Annotated in this window: 14 protein-coding genes, 4 pseudogenes and 1 other annotated feature; of the genes and pseudogenes, 9 read left to right on the top strand and 9 right to left on the bottom strand. The window is 64.1% G+C overall.

Going from position 1 to position 17,380, the window contains the following annotated elements:
• The 4 genes and pseudogenes from ACKUB9_RS32920 to ACKUB9_RS32905 all read left to right on the top strand — a co-directional run.
• A pseudogene (locus ACKUB9_RS32920) lies at window positions 1–179 on the top strand (carboxyl transferase domain-containing protein); the annotation flags it as partial.
• Between the two features lie 49 nt (window positions 180–228).
• Window positions 229–897, top strand: a pseudogene (locus ACKUB9_RS32915) (carboxyl transferase domain-containing protein); the annotation flags it as partial.
• Window positions 898–921: 24 nt separating this feature from the next.
• The gene (locus tag ACKUB9_RS32910) at window positions 922–1,659 is read left to right on the top strand and encodes a Crp/Fnr family transcriptional regulator (protein WP_407530712.1); all 738 of its coding nucleotides are present in this window, start codon (window positions 922–924) and stop codon (window positions 1,657–1,659) included.
• 201 nt (window positions 1,660–1,860) lie between these two features.
• Window positions 1,861–2,127: a hypothetical protein gene (locus ACKUB9_RS32905; RefSeq protein ID WP_407530711.1), complete on the top strand. Its 267-nt coding sequence runs from the start codon at window positions 1,861–1,863 to the stop codon at window positions 2,125–2,127.
• 136 nt (window positions 2,128–2,263) lie between these two features.
• Here ACKUB9_RS32905 and ACKUB9_RS32900 read toward each other — a convergent pair.
• Window positions 2,264–2,365 (bottom strand): annotated as a pseudogene (locus ACKUB9_RS32900) (transposase); the annotation flags it as partial.
• 228 nt (window positions 2,366–2,593) lie between these two features.
• Here ACKUB9_RS32900 and ACKUB9_RS32895 point away from each other — a divergent pair.
• On the top strand, window positions 2,594–3,559 hold the full coding sequence (locus ACKUB9_RS32895; protein WP_407530709.1) for a LysR substrate-binding domain-containing protein: 966 nt from the start codon (window positions 2,594–2,596) through the stop codon (window positions 3,557–3,559).
• Window positions 3,560–3,652: 93 nt separating this feature from the next.
• Here the strand turns inward: ACKUB9_RS32895 and ACKUB9_RS32890 are convergent.
• A pseudogene (locus ACKUB9_RS32890) lies at window positions 3,653–4,387 on the bottom strand (transposase); the annotation flags it as partial.
• A 229-nt stretch (window positions 4,388–4,616) separates the two neighbouring features.
• Here ACKUB9_RS32890 and ACKUB9_RS32885 point away from each other — a divergent pair.
• On the top strand, window positions 4,617–5,642 hold the full coding sequence (locus ACKUB9_RS32885) for an IS110 family RNA-guided transposase (RefSeq protein WP_407530707.1): 1,026 nt from the start codon (window positions 4,617–4,619) through the stop codon (window positions 5,640–5,642).
• A gap of 83 nt (window positions 5,643–5,725) precedes the next feature.
• On the opposite strand, the gene ACKUB9_RS32880 is transcribed toward ACKUB9_RS32885, so the two are convergent.
• Window positions 5,726–7,041, bottom strand: a protein-coding gene (locus ACKUB9_RS32880; RefSeq protein WP_407530705.1) for an IS3 family transposase whose coding sequence is annotated in 2 segments (ribosomal slippage) — window positions 5,726–6,747 and window positions 6,747–7,041 — 1,317 coding nt in all. Because the reading frame shifts where the segments join, the coding sequence is not laid out codon by codon here.
• Window positions 6,644–6,760: a sequence feature (AL1L pseudoknot), on the bottom strand. Its footprint overlaps the gene before it by 117 nt.
• A 198-nt stretch (window positions 7,042–7,239) precedes the next feature.
• Between ACKUB9_RS32880 and ACKUB9_RS32875 the strand changes: the two genes are divergently transcribed.
• Window positions 7,240–7,614, top strand: coding sequence for an IS110 family transposase (locus ACKUB9_RS32875; RefSeq protein ID WP_407530716.1), 375 nt, complete (start codon window positions 7,240–7,242; stop codon window positions 7,612–7,614).
• A gap of 178 nt (window positions 7,615–7,792) precedes the next feature.
• Here ACKUB9_RS32875 and ACKUB9_RS32870 read toward each other — a convergent pair.
• From ACKUB9_RS32870 to ACKUB9_RS32845, 6 genes are all read right to left on the bottom strand, one after another.
• Window positions 7,793–8,976, bottom strand: a protein-coding gene (locus ACKUB9_RS32870; RefSeq protein WP_407530704.1) for an IS3 family transposase whose coding sequence is annotated in 2 segments (ribosomal slippage) — window positions 7,793–8,712 and window positions 8,712–8,976 — 1,185 coding nt in all. Because the reading frame shifts where the segments join, the coding sequence is not laid out codon by codon here.
• A 132-nt stretch (window positions 8,977–9,108) separates the two neighbouring features.
• Entirely contained in the window at window positions 9,109–9,885 is a 777-nt protein-coding gene (locus ACKUB9_RS32865) for a carbonic anhydrase (RefSeq protein WP_407530702.1), read from the bottom strand.
• Window positions 9,886–10,037: 152 nt separating this feature from the next.
• Window positions 10,038–10,343 (bottom strand): hypothetical protein, encoded by a 306-nt coding sequence (locus ACKUB9_RS32860; protein WP_407530701.1) that lies wholly within the window; start codon window positions 10,341–10,343, stop codon window positions 10,038–10,040.
• A gap of 28 nt (window positions 10,344–10,371) precedes the next feature.
• Window positions 10,372–10,620: an ATPase inhibitor subunit zeta gene (locus tag ACKUB9_RS32855; protein ID WP_410826026.1), complete on the bottom strand. Its 249-nt coding sequence runs from the start codon at window positions 10,618–10,620 to the stop codon at window positions 10,372–10,374.
• Window positions 10,621–10,737: 117 nt separating this feature from the next.
• Complete coding sequence (locus ACKUB9_RS32850; protein WP_407530698.1) at window positions 10,738–11,064, bottom strand: DUF1476 domain-containing protein; 327 nt, start codon at window positions 11,062–11,064, stop codon at window positions 10,738–10,740.
• Between the two features lie 137 nt (window positions 11,065–11,201).
• Window positions 11,202–12,215, bottom strand: a complete 1,014-nt coding sequence (locus ACKUB9_RS32845) for a TerC family protein (protein ID WP_407530697.1) — start codon at window positions 12,213–12,215, stop codon at window positions 11,202–11,204.
• A 378-nt stretch (window positions 12,216–12,593) separates the two neighbouring features.
• On the opposite strand from ACKUB9_RS32845, the gene ACKUB9_RS32840 reads away from it, so the two are divergent.
• Both ACKUB9_RS32840 and ACKUB9_RS32835 read left to right on the top strand, forming a co-directional pair.
• Window positions 12,594–13,814, top strand: coding sequence for an efflux RND transporter periplasmic adaptor subunit (locus tag ACKUB9_RS32840; RefSeq protein WP_490390957.1), 1,221 nt, complete (start codon window positions 12,594–12,596; stop codon window positions 13,812–13,814).
• Between the two features lie 57 nt (window positions 13,815–13,871).
• Complete coding sequence (locus tag ACKUB9_RS32835; protein WP_407530695.1) at window positions 13,872–17,000, top strand: multidrug efflux RND transporter permease subunit; 3,129 nt, start codon at window positions 13,872–13,874, stop codon at window positions 16,998–17,000.
• Window positions 17,001–17,380 lie beyond the last annotated feature (380 nt).

The raw sequence follows: 17,380 nt of genomic DNA, 5'->3' as shown, positions 1-17,380 counted from the left end.
CGCTGCGGCTCGACAAGAGCCTCGACACGCTGATCCCGGACAACCCGAACAAGCCCTACGACATGGGCGAGCTGATCCGGCGCGTGGTGGACGAGGGCGACTTCTTCGAGATCCAGGGGGCTTACGCCCGCAACATCATCACGGGCTTCGGCCGCATCGAGGGCCGCACGGTCGGCTTCGTAGCCAACCAACCGATGGTGCTGGCCGGGGTCCTCGACTCGGACGCGTCGCGCAAGNGACGAGGGCGACTTCTTCGAGATCCAGGGGGCTTACGCCCGCAACATCATCACGGGCTTCGGCCGCATCGAGGGCCGCACGGTCGGCTTCGTAGCCAACCAACCGATGGTGCTGGCCGGGGTCCTCGACTCGGACGCGTCGCGCAAGGCCGCGCGCTTCGTGCGCTTCTGCGACGCCTTCGGCATCCCGATCGTCACCTTCGTGGACGTTCCGGGCTTCCTGCCGGGCACCGCCCAGGAATACGGCGGGCTGATCAAGCACGGGGCGAAGCTCCTCTTCGCCTACAGCCAGGCGACGGTGCCGCTCGTCACCATCATCACCCGCAAGGCGTTCGGCGGGGCCTACGCCGTCATGGCCTCCAAGCATGTCGGCGGCGACGTCAACTACGCCTGGCCCACCGCGCAGATCGCCGTGATGGGCGCCAAGGGGGCTGTCGAGATCATCTTCCGCCAGGATCTGGGCGACCCCGACAAGATCGCGGCGCGCACGGCGGAGTACGAGGAGCGCTTCATGTCGCCCTTCGTGGCGGCGGAGCGGGGCTACATCGACGAGGTGATCATGCCGCACTCGACCCGGCGGCGGGTGGCGCGGGCACTCGCCATGCTGCGCACCAAGGAGATGGAGCAGCCCTGGAAGAAGCACGACAACATCCCGCTGTGAGCCGCTCGACCCGGTGCGCTGACCATGTACGACGTCCAGAGCAGCCCGATCGCCCCACTGATCCGCAAGCTCATGCTGCGCACGGTCCTGTCCAAGGAGGATCGAGGCGCGCTGGCGGCCGTTCCTGTTCGCGTTCGGCAGGTTGGACCGGGAGTTGAGATCGTTCGTGCCGGCGACCTGCCGTCCTCCTGCTGCGTCGTCCTGGACGGCTGGCTGTGCAGCCATCGTGAAACCGGGCCCAACACGTCTGCGTCGTCGTTCTACCTGCCGGGTGATATCTGCAACGCCTCTAACCTGCTGCTGCCCGTTGCTGTGGAAAGCGTCAGCAGTATGACGCAAGCTACGCTCGGCCTCGTGCCACACGATGATCTTTTCGATGTAATGACGAGCCGCTATCGTGTCACGGCGGCGCTATGGCGTGAGACACTGATTCAGTCGCGAATCGTCTTCGAGGCAATGCGGCGGAAGACTTTCAAGGACCCTTCTACAGCGCTCGCGCATTTATTGAATGAGCTCACAGTTAGAATATGCATGTCTAATGGCATATCACAGCAGGAAACTAAATTGCCATTTGTGGAAGCATGCCTCCGCTCAAATTTGAGAATGACTGGAAAAACATTCCGACGCGCGATGAACGAACTTATCAGTCGCAAGCACATTATAGTTGACAACGATCTAATATTGATCCTCGATAAGGCCGCTCTGACGGGATTATGCAGTTTTTGTAGCGATTATCTATGCTCTGACCAACAAGGATCCTGACTTTTCAAGCCTACTGAGCGTCAAATTATGCCTTTTGCTCTATTCAGGCATTCGGCGAAGAGACTAGTAATGGCATCAAAACTATAAATGATTAATGATGGGTGCGTATGAATGTGGTGGTAATCAAACAATACCCCTTGTTCGCTTACTGGCTCCGCGCTGCCCGCGCTTTCCGCTAAGGATCAATCCGAAGTAACAGCGATGAGTACGTCTAAGATCCGCATCCACACTCTGCCGGCGGATGTTGCCCGCCTGATCGCGGAGCAAGTTGCGGAAGCAAACCAGGAGCGCAACGCAGCTGTTGAGGAGCTGACGCGGCTACGGGAGGCCACCAGGAGCGCAGCGAAGAAGCTCTCGGAGATTGCGATCTCTGCGGAATTATATAACGGTGACATCGCCAATATGTTACGGCATAGTGCTCAGGCTCTCGCCGTTCTCTCTTCACCCACACAAAAAGAGGAATTATGACCAAGATCCGCTTTAACTACTCCTACGTGCTATAATCATCGGCCGCTTTCGTTTTGATAAATTCAAATGCAGATCCGGCGCGGCACGGTCATATTGAGTTTGGGAGGCGGTGTGGAGCCAACGAAGTGCCCGCGGTTCCAACGATGAGTAAGCGTCGCAGATAGTGATCGCCCTTGCGGGTGATTCGCCCCAAGCTCTGATTGCCCCCGGGCGATCTCGGGCGAGGGGCGAAGTCGAACCAATCTGCAAATTACCACCCGCTGCATCATCATCGATAAGAAGATAAAGCCAGCAGCTATTGGTATCGTCAATGGCAGCCATTGATTTCGCCTGGGTTGATCCTCACCGGGAGCATCACCACCTCAGGGTTACCCTCTGGTCCGGGCCCCTCTGGCGAGCGCATCCGGCACGCTCGCGATGTCGGACCAATCTCCGACATCGTAGGCCGGCCTGATGGAGCGTGCCCGTGCCCAGCACTTTGCCCCCATTCGACTTCGATCTTCTGCGCGCTTTCCTGAAGATCGTCGAGAACGGCAGCTTCACACGCGCCGCCGAGCGAATTGGGCGAACCCAGTCCACGGTCTCGCTGCAGATCAAGCGGCTTGAGGATGGCCTGGGCCGGCGCGTGTTCGACCGCGACAGTCGCGAACTCCAGCTCACGCCTCATGGCGAGATCCTTCTCGGCTATGCGCGTCAGATCCTGACTTTATCTGAGGAGGCGTGCGGACGCCTCATGGAGCCCGACGTCGAGGGTGTCGTGCGTCTGGGCACGCCCGAGGATTTCGCCACGGCTCACCTGCCGGACGTGCTGGCGCGCTTCGCCCGGGCACACCCACGCGTGGCGCTTGAAGTGCACTGCGACTTCACGGTGCACCTACTCGACGGCTTCTCGCGCGGTCTCTACGATCTCGTGCTGCTCAAGCGCGAGCCGCAGGGTCCTGGCGGCGGGGTGGGTATCTGGCGCGAGATGCTGGAGTGGGTGGCCTCGCCCACCCTCGTCCTCAGTTCCGGACCGGTTCCGTTGGTCATGGCACCGGCGCCGGACGTGTATCGCAAGCGAGCCCTTGAGGCGTTGGAAGCGGCGCGCCGATCCTGGCGCATCGTCTACACCAGCCAGAGCCTCGCCGGCTTGCAGGCGGCGGTGCACGCGGGTTTGGGCGTGACGGTGCTGCCCAAGGAGATGATCCAGCCGGGGCTGCTCCGAATGTCCGGCGTTTCTGGCCTGCCGGCGCTGCCGGCGACCGAGGTGGTGCTGTACCGGGCCGCGGGCGCCCTGCCGCCAGCCGCCGACCTTCTGGCAAAGCACATCGTGCACGCCCTTGAGGCGGAGGTGAACCGTGGACCAGAGGCTCAATCCCGCGACGGACGTTGGCCTTCCCGGCTCGGCGCTGGCTCGTACGAGACGAACTCCAAGCTCGACAATGCCGGATGATCTCCTTGGTCTGCGAATAGACAGCACTGATACTCCGAGGCTTCGGTGATTCTTTGGCACTTTTATATTGGTGGCGAACTCGGGACAACTCGGTCAGGCCGCGAATTGATGCAGCTGCGCAAAGGCTGAGTGCCGCATTCGCGCCTTCGGCTCGTCCGCCAGCCACCGCAGCAAGCGCGCCAATTTCATCGCGGCTGCCGTCATGAAGTGGGCAAAATGCGTCTTTGCGTGCCCGAAGTACGGCATTCGTCGCAGCCGAGATGACCGCACGCCTTGCACGATCGTGCCTTCGACGCAGGCCCGCCGCGTGTATTCAGTTGCGACATCCGCGGTCTGTTCGCATGCCCGATCGACGCGCAACGCCTCGTGTTGCACCTCGGGGCGAATCGTGATCGCCCGGCGCGCCGAGGTCGAGCGCGTGCACTGCGGCCGGAGAGAGCATGCTCTGCAGCCGGCGGCCGCGAACTCAACCTTGATCACCGGCGTCGTGCCGCGGGCGGGCGCCGGCGTCCAGCTTCGACTTCCCTTGCCGGCCGGAAACGTCTCCCGCTGCTGAGGGATGTCGATGGCGAAGTCTCGCGCGACGAACCCGGCGCCGGCCTGCGCCTGCCATTGCCGATCACAACGCGTCGCGCCGATCAGATCGACTCATTGGTGGTCTCGAGCGTCAACGAACAGCGCCGCGTTCACGAAGCCCGTGTCGGCGATGTGTGTCTTCGGGCGCAGGTCTTGTGCGTTGAGCGCCGCATGAATGGTCGAGGTTGTGGTGTCTTCCGAGACAGCGGCGGTCATTGTCTCGACGTTGGTGGTCAGATTTGAGGTACCATCGCCCACGTCTCGGTTGAACCGCTCCGGGTTTCCCGGAGGCCGTTTGGTTTGGGTCAGGCGGCCAGGGCTGGCTCCTGCGCCTGGGCATAGTAGCGCGCTTCCGCCTCGGCGGGAGGCACGTTGCCGATCGGGTCGAGCAGCCGGCGATGATTGATGGACTGGATGCCCCCACCCGGCGGTGGCCGGTAATCTGCGTTTCGGGGGCTCACCATCTGCCGGAGTGCGCACTATGGATCCGATCGCAATCGTCGGCCTCGACTTGGCCAAGCGCGTCTTCCAAGTGCACGGCGCGCGCGGCGATGGCAGCGTCGTCCTGCGCAAGAAGCTGTCGCGCCCGCAGGTTCTCACGTTTTTCGCCAAGCTGCCGGCCTGCGTCGTCGCCATGGAGGCCTGCGCCTCGGCGCACGAGTGGGGACGCGCGATCCGCGGACTGGGCCACGAGGTCCGCCTGATCCCACCCGTCTACGTCAAGCCGTTCCTCAAACGCCAGAAGAACGACGCGGCCGACGCCGAGGCCATTGCCGAGGCGGCCCTGCGCCCGACGATGCGGTTCGTGGCGGTCAAGAGCGAGAGCCAGCAGGCTCGTCCCATGATCTTCCGGACGCGTGACCTTCTGGTGCGCCAGCGAACCCAGCTGATCAATGCGTTGCGCGGCCATTTGGCCGAGCACGGTGTCGTGGCGCCACAAGGAGTGACCAACGTGCAGCAGCTCGCTGCAGCGGTCGACGAAGTCGCCACGTCGCTCGATCCGCTCGTCGTCGATCTGAGCCGCCTCTACCATGACCAGATCCACGATCTCGACGCCCGGATCTCGGATCTGGAGAAGCGCATCCTCAAGGAAGCCAGGCGGACCGGCGTGACGGCACGCCTGATGACGATGCCAGGCATCGGTCCGGTCACCGCGATGGCGATTGAGACGTTCGCGCCGCCCATGGAGACATTCAAGCGTGGGCGTGACTTTGCCGCTTGGCTCGGCCTCGTGCCGCGGCAGTTCTCATCGGGCGGAAAGCCGGTCCTGGGGCGCGTCTCCAAAATGGGCCAACGCGATATCCGGCGGCTTCTGATCATCGGCGCCATGACGGTCGTTCGGTGGTCGACCCGCAAAGGCGCACCGGCGGGCTCGTGGCTGGCCAGGATGCTGGCGCGCAAACCGCGCCTGGTCGTTGCGATCGCGCTGGCCAACAAGATGGCCCGCGCGGCTTGGGCCATGCTGACGAAGAACGAAGACTTTAAGGTTCCGGTGCCGACGGCTTGATCGTTCGATCAATGTTGTAGCTTGGCATCGGCGCGTGGGAAGGTTGAAGTGAGGTAAGGACGGAACGATCGGTCAGATCGGGATCAGGAAAAGCAAGACTGGTTGATGGGCCTTGAGCTCGCTTGTGTTGATCTGCACCTGATCCGCGCATCTCCATACTGGCCCGCGGCATGGACATGGCCGCAACGAGAGGCCTGAGACATGACCGCACCCGATCCTGCGTCGTTACCGCTCAACACCCTCTTGCGCGACAGGGGGCATCCAGACATGAACCAGTCGACCCATTCGAGGGCGGCGAACTCCACTGCCTCGACGCTGCGCCAGGGACCGCGCCGGTGGATCACCTCGGCCTTGAACAGGCCGTTGATCGTCTCGGCCAGAGCATTGTCGTACGAGTCCCCGACACTGCCGACTGAAGGCTGCACGCCGGCCTCCGCCAGCCGGTCCGTGTACCGCAGAGCGAGGTCTTGCGACCCACGATCCGAGTGATGCACGAGCCCGCCCCCTCGAACAGGGCGGCGCTCGTGCAACGCCTGCTCCAGGGCGTCCAGCACGAAGCTGGCGTGCGCGGTGCGCGACACCCGCCAGCCGACAATCCGGCGGGCGAAGGCATCGATGACGAAGGCGACGTAGACGAACCCGGCCCAGGTCGCCACGTAGGTGAAGTCCGCCACCCACAAGGCGTTCGGGCGCGGTGCCTGGAACTGGCGATTGACGCGGTCAAGGGGGCAAGCCACCGCCGGATCGGGGATGGTGGTGCGGACCGTCTGTCCTCGCACCACCCCCGCCAAGCCCATGGTCCGCATCAGCCGCGCCACCGTGCAGCGGGCGGCCACGATCCCCTCTCGGGCGAGTTGCCGCCAGACCTTGCGCACCCCGTAGACGCCGAAGTTCGCCTCGTGCACGCGCCGGATCTCGCCCATCAACGCCGCATCGGTCTTGGCCCGTGCCGGCAGCCGGCCGGGGTCGGCGCGCCGGGCGACATGGGCGTGGTAGGTGGACGGGGCGATCGGCAGCACCCTGCCGATCGGCTCGACCCCGTAGGCGTCCCGATGGTCGTCGATGAACGCGATCGTGTCCGCGACCGGCGGTCGAGCTCCGCCATGGCGAAATACGCGCTGGCCTTGCGCAGGATCTCGTTGGCTTGGCGCAGTTCACGGACCTCGCGCTCCAGAGCCGTGATCCGCTCGCGCTCGTCCGTGGTCGGCCCAGCGCGCAGGCCCTGATCCCGCTCGGACTGGCGCACCCAGTTCCTGAGGGTCTCGCCCGAGCAGCCAATCTTGGCGGCGATCGACTGGATCGCCGCCCATTGCGAGCCGTGCTCGCCCTGGTGCTCCCGGACCATCCGAACCGCTCGCTCGCGGACCTCAGGCGAGAAGGGGGGTGTGTGCTTCCTCATGACTCCATCCTCTCAAGAGTTGGAGCCTCCTGTCTGTCGCGATTGACCTACGCTGCGCTCGCGGACGGCATCCCGCGAGCCTCCCGGGCGCCAGAGCCCAGTTCCCGGATTGGGAGCCGTTCGCGTCATCGATCATCAGCCTGAACAGTTGATTGGGACGGACCCGTCCGATCCCGAAGGACAGGAGTAGGGATCGTGATGAAAGAACTCTTCATCGGTGTCGATGTCGCCAAGGATTGGCTCGATGTTCATCACCCGCTTCGCGGGGCACGTCGGATCGGCAACACACTGACTACAGCTCGAGAGTTCGCTGCATCGTGCGCGAAACAAGGAGCCTGGATCATCTTCGAGGCCAGTGGTGGCTACGATCGGGTGCTGCGCGAGGCGCTCGAAGCGTGTGGGGTGCGCTTCAGCCGCGTGAACCCGCGGCAGGCGCGCGACTTCGCCCGTGCCATGGGGGTGATCGGCAAGACCGACCGGGTCGACGCACGTATGCTGGCCGAACTCGGCGCACGTTTGCGGCCCGCCCCCACGCAGCCCGTGGCGGCGGCGCGTCGCGCCCTCAAGGCCTAGGCGACGCGCCGCCGCCAACTCGTCGAGATGCGCAAGCAGGAAGCTACGCGGCTCCATCAAACCGCTGATCGACACGCTCGTGCCGATATCACAAGCCTGATTGCCGTTCTCCACCGCCGCATCGCGAAGGTCGAGGCACAGATGTGATCAGCCCCCACGGGGTGGCCCGAGTGGAATGTTAGTGGACCGTCGGCCTGTCCACCACGGGTAGCTTGGCCGGTGGAGCCGGTCGGGCGAGCGCAGCCGGCCAAGCGGTCAGGGCGGGCACGACCACCTCCGGGGCCGGCGGGCGGTAGCCCAAGGAAGCGTGCGGCCGAACCCCGTTGTAGTGTCTCCTCCAGCACTCGATCAGGATCTGCGCCTCCCGCAGTGAGTAGAAGATCTCCCCGTTCAGCAACTCATCCCGCAGCCTCGCGTTGAAGCTCTCGATGTAGCCGTTCTCCCATGGTGATCCTGGCGTGATGTAGGCCGTTTTTGCGCCTACGGCGGTGATCCACTTCTGCACAGATTTGGAGATGAACTCAGGTCCATTATCGGAACGAACGTGCACGGGCACGCCGCGCAGGATGAACAAGTCCGAGAGCACGTCGATCACGTCCGCCGCCTTGAGCTTGCGGTCCACGCGGATGGCCAGGCATTCGCGGGTGAACTCGTCGATGACGTTCAGCATGCGGACCTTGCGCCCCTCATGCGTGCGCGCCTCGACGAAGTCATACGACCAGACGTGATCGCGGTGCTCGGGCCGCAGCCGGACACAGGAGCCATCCCCGTCCCACAGCCGGCCCTTCTTGGGCTGGCGGGCCGGCACCTTCAGCCCCTCCTGTCGCCAGAGCCGTTCCACCCGCTTGTCGTTGACCCACCAGCCCGCCGTCCGCAGCAGGGCGGCGATCTTGCGGTAGCCGTAGCGGCCATACCGGCGCGCCAGCGCGATCAGATCGGTGAGCAGCGCTGCCTCGTCATCACGGCCCCGCGGCACCTTGCGCTGTGTCGAGCGATGCTGCCCGAGCGCGCGACAGGCGCGCCGCTCGGAGACCGTCAGCACGGTCCGGACATGCTCGATGCAGGCGCGTCGGCGCGCGGGGCTCAGAAGTTTCCCCGTGCCGCCTCCTGCAGGATCAGCTTGTCGAGCGTGAGATCCGCGATCGCCTTGCGCAGGCGCTGGTTCTCGGTCTCCAGCTCCTTCATCCGGCGCACCTGGTCGGACTTCAGCCCACCGAACTCCTTGCGCCAGCGGTAGTAGGTGACCTCGGTCACGCCGATGGCGCGGATCGCATCAGCCACGCTCTGCCCCTGCGAGACCAGCACGTCCACCTGCCGCAGCTTGGCCACGACCTCTTCCGGCCGGTGCTTCTTCGTTCCCATCGCGTCCGTCCTCCATCGGCTCAAAGCCATACTTCAGGCCGGACCACTCCGATGGGGGCTGACCATCGCAGGAGCCGCCCCGAATTCACTACCAATATCAAAATGCGGGAGAGCCACTAACTCGAGGGAGGATCACTCGCGCGGCTCGTCGAAGAAGTCGACGCTGCCGGTGTCAAGATGATAGTAGGCCCCCACCACTTTCAGACGCCCGGTGCGTTGCGGTTCCAGAATCAAAGGATCCGCTGCCGTTCTCAACTGCTCGACGATCCGCCGCACGTTCTCACGTATGGCGTTCTCTAGAAGGTCTCCCGGCTGCGATTGAGCCCTCAACACAGCCGGGATGATCGGCTCGAGCATGCGCCCGATCGAGCCTGGGAAGCGCGCGTTCTCGCGCACGACCGCCGTCGCTGCCGCTACGGCACCGCAGCGCTCATGTCCCATTACCATCACGAGCGGCACGCCCAACTCCGCTACCGCGTACTCAATGCTGCCGAGCGCCACCGCGTCGACCGTGTTGCCGGCGTTGCGGACGATGAACAGCTCGCCCAGGCCGCGCCCGAACAGGAGTTCGGGCGAGACCCGGCTGTCCGAGCATGTGACATAGGCAGCGAACGGCGCCTGACTCCGCGCCACCTCGAGCCGGCGCTCACGACCCACTGCAGCCCGCAAGGGCCTGTCGATCAGGAAGTCGCGATTGCCTTGCTTCAGTAGTTCGAGGGCTTCGTCCGGCGTGAGGGTAGTGCGGCCGCCCTGAGCTGTCGCCGGTCCGGACGCGCTCGGGGCCGCTACGGCGGCCCCAGTTCCTGCGGCAGCCACGACGGTCCCACCCAGGGCTCCGCCGAGGATCGCGCGACGGGTGAGGACGTTGCGCACGCGGGCAAGATGATTACAACCGCACAGGCGCTGCATGACATTCCTCGTGATGCAAGTTGTCGAGAGCACTGGCAGCAAGGAGGACGATCTGGACCCTGGCACCCAGCGCATCACACGGCGGGTGATCGCACCGCGATCCCGTGCCGGTATGGGGATAGCCGTTACCGCCACTGAGCTCTCGAAGGTTGTCACGCCGCACGCTGAGTCAGAATGGGCCGCGCGGCCGCGACGGCTCCCGCACAGCTAGGCTGAACCTCGACAAGCAACGTCTTGGGCGCCTTCGTGCCGACCCAGACGTGGACACTGTTCGAGACGGCCCACCACGGATCGGTGCTCGCGCGCTCCACGATCCGAAGAGCCGCCGATCGGGTGCAGGCGCTCATCTCCGCGACAACGGTCTGAGGCGCCCGCGCCGCTGCGAGCTTGTCGGCCGTCTCGGCCTTGAGCGGGTCGATGAGGAGAAAAGAGACGAGGGCGGCGATGATGCTGTCCATGGTGGTCTCCTTTAAACCGCGGCGCCACTCAGTCGGTGGCTTGTGTCTCGGCGAGCGCTTGGCGGTGGAAGGCGCTCAGTCGCAAGCGCACCTCCAAGGAGCGGACCGCCAGCCCGGTGCGATGAAGGTCGGCAGTGATCTTGTCGATGACGTCGCCGTCGCCGGTCGTGTCAAAGTCGGCGAGGTGCACCTCGACCGCGTAGGAGGTGAGTGCCGGACCCGACAAGCCCATGAGCCCTCCCGCCCAGAGCGCGACCAGCACGTTGCGACTCGCCAACACGTCGTCGCGCGTATTGCCGTTAGGGCACCAATCCGCAGGAATAGGGCTGCTGGGTCGGCTCGTCCGACGGCGGACTTGCATGGTCGAGATCTCCGGGTGTGGGCGAGGCGACATTCAGAGCGGCTCGGCGGCGAGTTGGAGTTCGGCGCGGGCCTGCATCTCGCGCAGTTGACGGCGGATGCCGCGCTCGCAGATGACGGCTCCGTGCTGCTTGAGATCGCTGACGACCTTCTCGACGACATCGTCATGGCCCGGCTCCTCAAGGTCGGCAAAGTGCACGCTCCAGGCGTAGGTCTCGGCGTCCGCGCCTTTGCGCCCGAGCCGAGCGGCAGCCCAGAGCCCGAGCAGGATGTTGCGGCGGGCAGTGATGCCGTTGCGTGTGTCCTGCTCGACCAAGAGGGCATCCGGATGGGTCAGGTGATCGATGTGCGTGAGGCTCATGGATTGTCTCCTTGTGCAAATGCCCCTTTTGGACAGGCCGGCCTGTTGCCAGGCCGACCCGTCCGAGGCGCGCGACCGGGGCGGGAGGACCGCGCCTCTCCGGAGGCAGCCGCAGCCAGCTCCGAACTTGGTGATGTCTAATGAGGCAGCGCCGTGCGGTCCTGGCCTAAGCGGGTAGATGTGCTGGCTCGTGTCTTCCACAAGCTCCAGAGCACGCCCGCGGCGAGCAGACCGAAGGTGATGCCGAGCGACAGGGCTGGCGGGAACTTGTCCAGGCCCAGCAGATCCGCCACGAAGATCTTCGATCCAATGAATAGGAGCACGCCAGCCAACGCATATTTCAGGTAGTGGAAGCGGTCCACCATCGCGGCCAGCGCGAAATACAGTGCCCTCAGTCCGAGGATGGCGAAGATGTTCGAGGTGTAGACCACGAACGGGTCCGTGGTGATCGCAAAGATCGCCGGCACCGAGTCCACCGCGAAGATCACGTCGGCGATCTCGATCATCACGAGTGCCAGGAACAGGGGTGTCATGAACCAAGCGGACTTGCCAGTCGCAGGCGAGGGCTGACGGACGAAGAAGCGTTCGCCATGCAGGGTGTCGGTGACGTTGAAGCGGCGACGCATGAACGCGAGCACGGGGTTCGAGCCGACGTCGTAGCTGCGGTCGGCGAACACAAGCATCTTGACGCCAGTGGCGATCAGGAAGATCGCAAACAGGTAGAGCATCCAGCTGGCCTGGGCGACGATCGTCGCTCCAAGCCCGATCATCAAGGCGCGAAGCACGATTACGCCGAGGATGCCCCAGAACAGAACCCGGTGCTGATATAGGCGTGGGACCGAGAAGAAGGCGAAGATCATGGCGATGACGAAGACGTTGTCCATCGCCAGCGCCTTCTCGACGGCAAAGCCCGTCAGGTAGGCCATGCCGGCCTCTTGCCCGAGGTAGCACCAGACCCAGGCCCCGAAGGCGAGGCCGAGTGCGATGTAGAGGCCGCTCATGCCAAGGCTCTCGCGCACGCCGATCTCGCGCGCCTTGCGGTGCAGAACGCCAAGATCGAGGACGAGCAGGGTCAGGACGATGGCAACAAAGGCAAGCCACATCCAGAGTGGCTTGCCGAGCCAGAGTGCGAAGAGGAACGCTTGGTCCATGGGGAATCTCTGCGACCGGTCTGCGATGTCGAGGATGGTCCGACATCGCGAGAGCACCGGCAGCTCTCGCCAGAGGGGCCCGGACCGAGGGTTACCCGGCAGATGGGCAGCGGGCTTGGCGCGAACAAGGGTCCTCAGGACAATAAGCTTCATTGAAAAATTTCATGGGGCTTTCTAACATTTCGCTTCTTGAAGAGGTGATGGCGGATCACGAACCTGTTTGTACAGACGTCCGGGCCCCTCTGGTAGTCTCACATGAGACTGCGATGTCGGATGCTCTTAGCGAGCGCATTGTCGATGCTCCAAGTGGAGGATGATCCGATGTCAAGATATACTAGCCGCCGCCATAATAGCGGAAATATCTTCGCTGCGGCCGGAATGTGCCGTTTTCGCCGGATGGTGAGCTGGACAAGGACATCGGATCCGCCTCGCCTCGGAAGAGGTGCAGCGATATTGATTTTGTCCATGGGGCTGAGCGCCTGCCAGGATAAGACTCCTGCGCCCTCTGGTCATACGGCAGCGGCTCCGCCTGCGGTCAGCGTCATTGCCGCCGAGCCTAAGGCTGTGACCTTGGTCAAAGAATTGCCAGGTCGGATCACGCCGATGCGCATCGCCGAGGTCCGCCCGCGCGTGTCTGGCATCATCGTCGAGCGTACCTTCGAACAGGGCAGCCGCGTCAAGGAGGGTGACGTCCTCTACCGGATTGATCCCCGGCCCTTCGCGGTCGAACTCGACAGCGCCAAGGCTGCCCTCGCCAGGGCAGAGGCGACGTTGTTCCAGGCCAATCGTCAGGAAGACCGCCTGCGCCAGCTCCTCACCGGCCAGACTACAACCCAGGCGCAGTACGATCTGGCGCTGGCCGCCGAGAAACAGGCCGAGGCGGACGTCGCGGCTCAGAAGGCGGCCGTCCAGCGTGCCCAGCTCAACCTCGATTTCGCGACTTTGCGGGCTCCGATCGCGGGTCGGATCGGACGGGCGCTCATTACCGAGGGCGCGCTCGTCGGCCAGAACGAGGCCACACATCTGGCCACCATCCAGCAGCTCGATCCCATCTACGCCGACTTCACCCAGTCCGTGACCGAGCTGAACCAGCTCAAACGCGACCTTGCAGAGGGCCGCCTGCAGCAAGCGTCGCCCGGTGCCGCCAAGGTCCGCCTCGTCTTCGACGATGGCACGCTCTACCCTCATTCCGGCCGCCTGCTTTTCTCCGACGTTACCGTTGATCCTGGCACCGGCAAGGTCACCTTGCGCGGCGAATTCCCGAACCCGGGCGCGGAACTGCTGCCGGGCACCTATGTCCGCGTGCAGATCGAGGAAGGCGTGGACTCCGATGCCATCGTGCTGCCGCAGCAGGCGATCCAGCGCAACAATGCCGGTGGCAGCGAGGTCTACGTCGTCAACGACGCCGGCCGCGCCGTGCTGCAGCCAGTGCGCGTCGGTCGCACGCTCGGCAACGAGATCGTGGTCGAGGATGGGCTGAAGCCCGGCTACCGCGTGGTGGTCGAGGGCTTCCAGAAGTTCACGCCCGGCAGCGTGGTGCAGCCCATGCCGTGGGTGCCTGCCATGCAGGCGACGGCGAGCCAAGCCCAGTCGAAATAATATTGCCTGAGCGGATCTTGCCCTAAGCACTTATTCATTCTGCGGAGACCTGCCGCCATGCCCGGTTTCTTCATCGCGCGCCCGATCTTCGCCTGGGTAGTGGCGATCTTCATCTGTCTGGGCGGCCTGCTCGCGCTGCCCTTTCTGCCGGTGGCGCAGTACCCGGTGATCGCACCGCCGTCGATCTCGATCTCGACCGTCTACCCGGGGGCCTCGACCCAGAACCTCTACTTCAGCGTCACCCGGCTGATCGAGGAGGAGCTGAACGGAGCCGCCAACGTCCTCAACTACGAGTCGACGAGCGACACCACGGGCGAGGTCGAGATCATCGTCAACTTCCAGCCCGGTACCGACATCGCGCTGGCTGCCGTTGATGTCCAGAACCGCATCAAGCGCATTGAGCCTCGTCTGCCGGAAGCCGTGCGCGAGCAGGGCATCCTCATCGTCGAGGCGAGCAGCGCCATCCTGCAATTCGTGACGCTCACCTCCAGCGACGGCAGCCTCGATGAGGTGGGATTGGGCGATGTCGCCACCCGCAATGTGCTGCCGGAATTGCGCCGACTCCCGGGTGTCGGGCGGGCGCGCCTGTTCTCGACCGAGCGCGCCATGCGCGTCTGGCTCGACCCAGACAAGATGCTCGGCTTCAACCTGACTGCTCAGGATGTCGAGGCAGCGATCAAGGCTCAGAACGCGCAGGTCGCCTCGGGACTTCTCGGCGTGCAGCCGAGTCCGACCGCGCAGCGCACGCAGAACATGGTGCTGGTCAAAGGCCAGCTAGAGTCGCCCGAGGATTTCGGCGCGATCGTGCTGCGCGCCAACCCGAACGGCTCAACCGTGCGCCTGCGCGACGTTGCGCGCCTGGAGGTGGGCGGTCTCTCCTACGCCTTCTCGACGCGCCTCAACGGCAAGCCCGCGGCGGCGATCGCCGTGCAACTCGCCCCGACCGGTAACGCGCTCGCTACCGGCAAGGCTGTGAAGGCCAAGATGGAGCAGCTCGCCCGCTTCTTTCCGCCGGGCGTCAAGTACGAGGTCTCCTACGACGTCACGCCGGTGATCACCGCCTCCGTCAAGAAGGTGCTGCTGACGCTGGCTGAGGCGGTGGTGCTCGTCTTTTTCGTGATGTTCCTGTTCCTGCAGAACTTCCGCTACACGCTAATCCCAACCATCGTGGTGCCCATCGCCCTGCTTGGCACGTGCGTCGTGCTTCTCCTGATGGGCTTCTCGATCAACGTGCTCACCATGTTCGGCATGGTGCTGGCGATCGGCATCCTGGTCGACGATGCCATCGTGGTCGTGGAGAACGTCGAGCGGATCATGGCCGAGGAGGGCCTGCCGCCGAGAGCCGCCACGGAGAAGGCGATGGGTCAGATCACCGGGGCTGTCATCGGCATCACGCTGGTGCTGATGGCAGTGTTCGTGCCGATGGCCTTCTTCCCAGGCTCAGTCGGCATCATGTACCAGCAGTTCTCGGCTGCGATGGTCGTGTCAATAGGCTTCTCGGCCTTCCTGGCGCTCTCGCTGACGCCTGCGCTCTGCGCCACGATGTTGAAGCCGATCCCGAATGGTCACGGCCACGCCAAGCGCGGCTTCTTCGGCTGGTTCAACCGTGGCCTTGACTGGCTGACGCGCCGCTATGGCAGCACGACGCGCTGGATGGTGGAACGCTCGGGTCGCTTCATGCTCCTCTACCTCGCTCTGCTGGGCGGCCTCGGCTATGCCATGTGGCGGCTGCCCTCCGGGTTCGTGCCGGTCGACGATCAAGGCTTCGTCATGGCCGATCTGCTGGCTCCCTCGAACTCCAGCGCCAGCCGAACCCTCGATATCGTGCGCTCGGTCGAGGAGCAGCTTGCCGGCACACCCGGTGTCGACAAGATCACCTTCATCACGGGCTTCAGCTTCTTCGGCCAAGGTGCGATGACGGCGCAGGCGTTCATCACGCTGAAAGACTGGTCGGAGCGCGATAGCGATCAGACTTCAAGTGCTATCATCGACAGGAGCAACGAGGCCTTCGCGAGGTTGCGCGATGCTGAGGTCTCAGCTCTCGCCCCGCCGCCGATCGCAAACTTGGGCACCACCAGCGGCTTCAGCTTTCGCCTGCAGGATCGCTCCCAGCGTGGTTACGAGGCGCTGATCGCTGCCAAGGATCAGCTCCTGGCAACCGCAGCCAAGTCTCCGATTCTGCGTGAGGTAAGCGTTGAGGGCCTGCCACCGGCTCCCCAGATCCGGCTAGATATCGACCGCGAGAAGGCGGCGGCGCTAGGCGTCACGTTTGCTGACATCAACACCACACTCTCGGCGCAGCTCGGGTCGAGTTATGTCAATGACTTCCTCAACCGCGGCCGAATGCAGCGCGTGATCATCCAGGCCCGCGAGGACAAGCGGGTCAGACCTGAGGATCTCGTGACCTACAGCGCCCGCAACAGCAGCGGTGCCATGGTGCCGTTCTCCTCGTTTGCCCGTGTCACTTGGCTGGTTGGCCCAACGCAGGTGATCGGCTTCAACGGCTACCCGGCGGTGCGCATCACCGGCAGCCCGGCCCCGGGCTACACCAGCGGCGACGCGATCGCCGAGATGGAGCGGCTGACAGGCGAACTGCCGGGCGGCTTCGGTTACGAGTGGACGGGCCAATCGCTGCAGGAGAAGCTTGCGGGCTCCCAGGCCGCGTTCCTGTTGGCGCTCTCAATATTATTCGTGTTCCTGTGCCTCGCCGCGCTCTACGAGAGCTGGTCGATCCCATTTGCGGTGATGCTGGTCGTGCCGCTCGGCATCGTCGGCTCGGTGGCAGCCGCCTACCTGCGTGGCCTGCCCAACGACGTCTACTTCACCGTGGGTCTGATCACCATCATCGGCCTATCGGCCAAGAACGCGATCCTGATCATCGAGTTCGCCAAGGATCTGCGCGTCCAAGGCAAGCCACTGGTCGAGGCGACAATCGAGGCGGCCGAGCTGCGCTTCAGGCCGATCGTGATGACCTCACTGGCCTTCATCCTCGGGGTGGTGCCGCTGGTGATCGCCTCAGGTGCAAGCGCCAAGAGCCAGCAGGCGCTCGGCACGGGAGTTCTCGGCGGCATGATCACGGCGACGGTGCTGGCCGTGTTCATGGTCCCGGTCTTCTTCGTGGTTGTGATGCGTTTCTTCACGCGAGAGAAAACATCCGACAAGCCTCAGCTTTCAGACGCTGCTTAAGCCCATTGATGCCGCGCAAGCGCAATCATATCATCCCGGCAAGATGCCGAGTTCGCTGAGGAGCGAACTCGGCCCGCAGTATCAGCGCGATTTTTTAGTCGCGCGGTATGGTATATCTTGGTTTGTGTTTTGAAATTCATGGTCAACTTAAGAACGACGGTAGGTATATGGAAGACAAGCGCCATCCATAATGGCGGGCCGGATAACTATGCCATTCGTAGCGACGTATTCGTCCGGCGAGCACCACCTTGCTGGGAAGCGGGATGACGTGACGTCCTACGCGTAATCCTAGGAGCAGCCCTATGACCCCGTCGCGAGTGGAGGTGATCACCTCGGTCGAGCGCCGCCGGCGCTGGCCGCAGGCCGAGAAGGAGCGGCTG

It is taken from the genome of Methylobacterium oryzisoli, from assembly GCF_046557895.1.
In the GTDB taxonomy this organism is placed as follows: Bacteria; Pseudomonadota; Alphaproteobacteria; order Rhizobiales; family Beijerinckiaceae; genus Methylobacterium; species Methylobacterium oryzisoli.
This window is presented reverse-complemented; position numbering and strand designations above follow the sequence as displayed.

Bases quoted from the DNA above. Each gene is read 5' to 3' on its own strand.
- ACKUB9_RS32910 (WP_407530712.1), top strand. From the start codon at position 922: ATGTACGACGTCCAGAGCAGCCCGATCGCCCCACTGATCCGCAAGCTC.
- ACKUB9_RS32905 (WP_407530711.1), top strand. From the start codon at position 1,861: ATGAGTACGTCTAAGATCCGCATCCACACTCTGCCGGCGGATGTTGCC.
- ACKUB9_RS32885 (WP_407530707.1), top strand. From the start codon at position 4,617: ATGGATCCGATCGCAATCGTCGGCCTCGACTTGGCCAAGCGCGTCTTC.
- ACKUB9_RS32875 (WP_407530716.1), top strand. From the start codon at position 7,240: ATGAAAGAACTCTTCATCGGTGTCGATGTCGCCAAGGATTGGCTCGAT.
- ACKUB9_RS32865 (WP_407530702.1), bottom strand. From the start codon at position 9,885: ATGCAGCGCCTGTGCGGTTGTAATCATCTTGCCCGCGTGCGCAACGTC.
- ACKUB9_RS32860 (WP_407530701.1), bottom strand. From the start codon at position 10,343: ATGGACAGCATCATCGCCGCCCTCGTCTCTTTTCTCCTCATCGACCCG.
- ACKUB9_RS32850 (WP_407530698.1), bottom strand. From the start codon at position 11,064: ATGAGCCTCACGCACATCGATCACCTGACCCATCCGGATGCCCTCTTG.
- ACKUB9_RS32845 (WP_407530697.1), bottom strand. From the start codon at position 12,215: ATGGACCAAGCGTTCCTCTTCGCACTCTGGCTCGGCAAGCCACTCTGG.
- ACKUB9_RS32840 (WP_490390957.1), top strand. From the start codon at position 12,594: ATGTGCCGTTTTCGCCGGATGGTGAGCTGGACAAGGACATCGGATCCG.
- ACKUB9_RS32835 (WP_407530695.1), top strand. From the start codon at position 13,872: ATGCCCGGTTTCTTCATCGCGCGCCCGATCTTCGCCTGGGTAGTGGCG.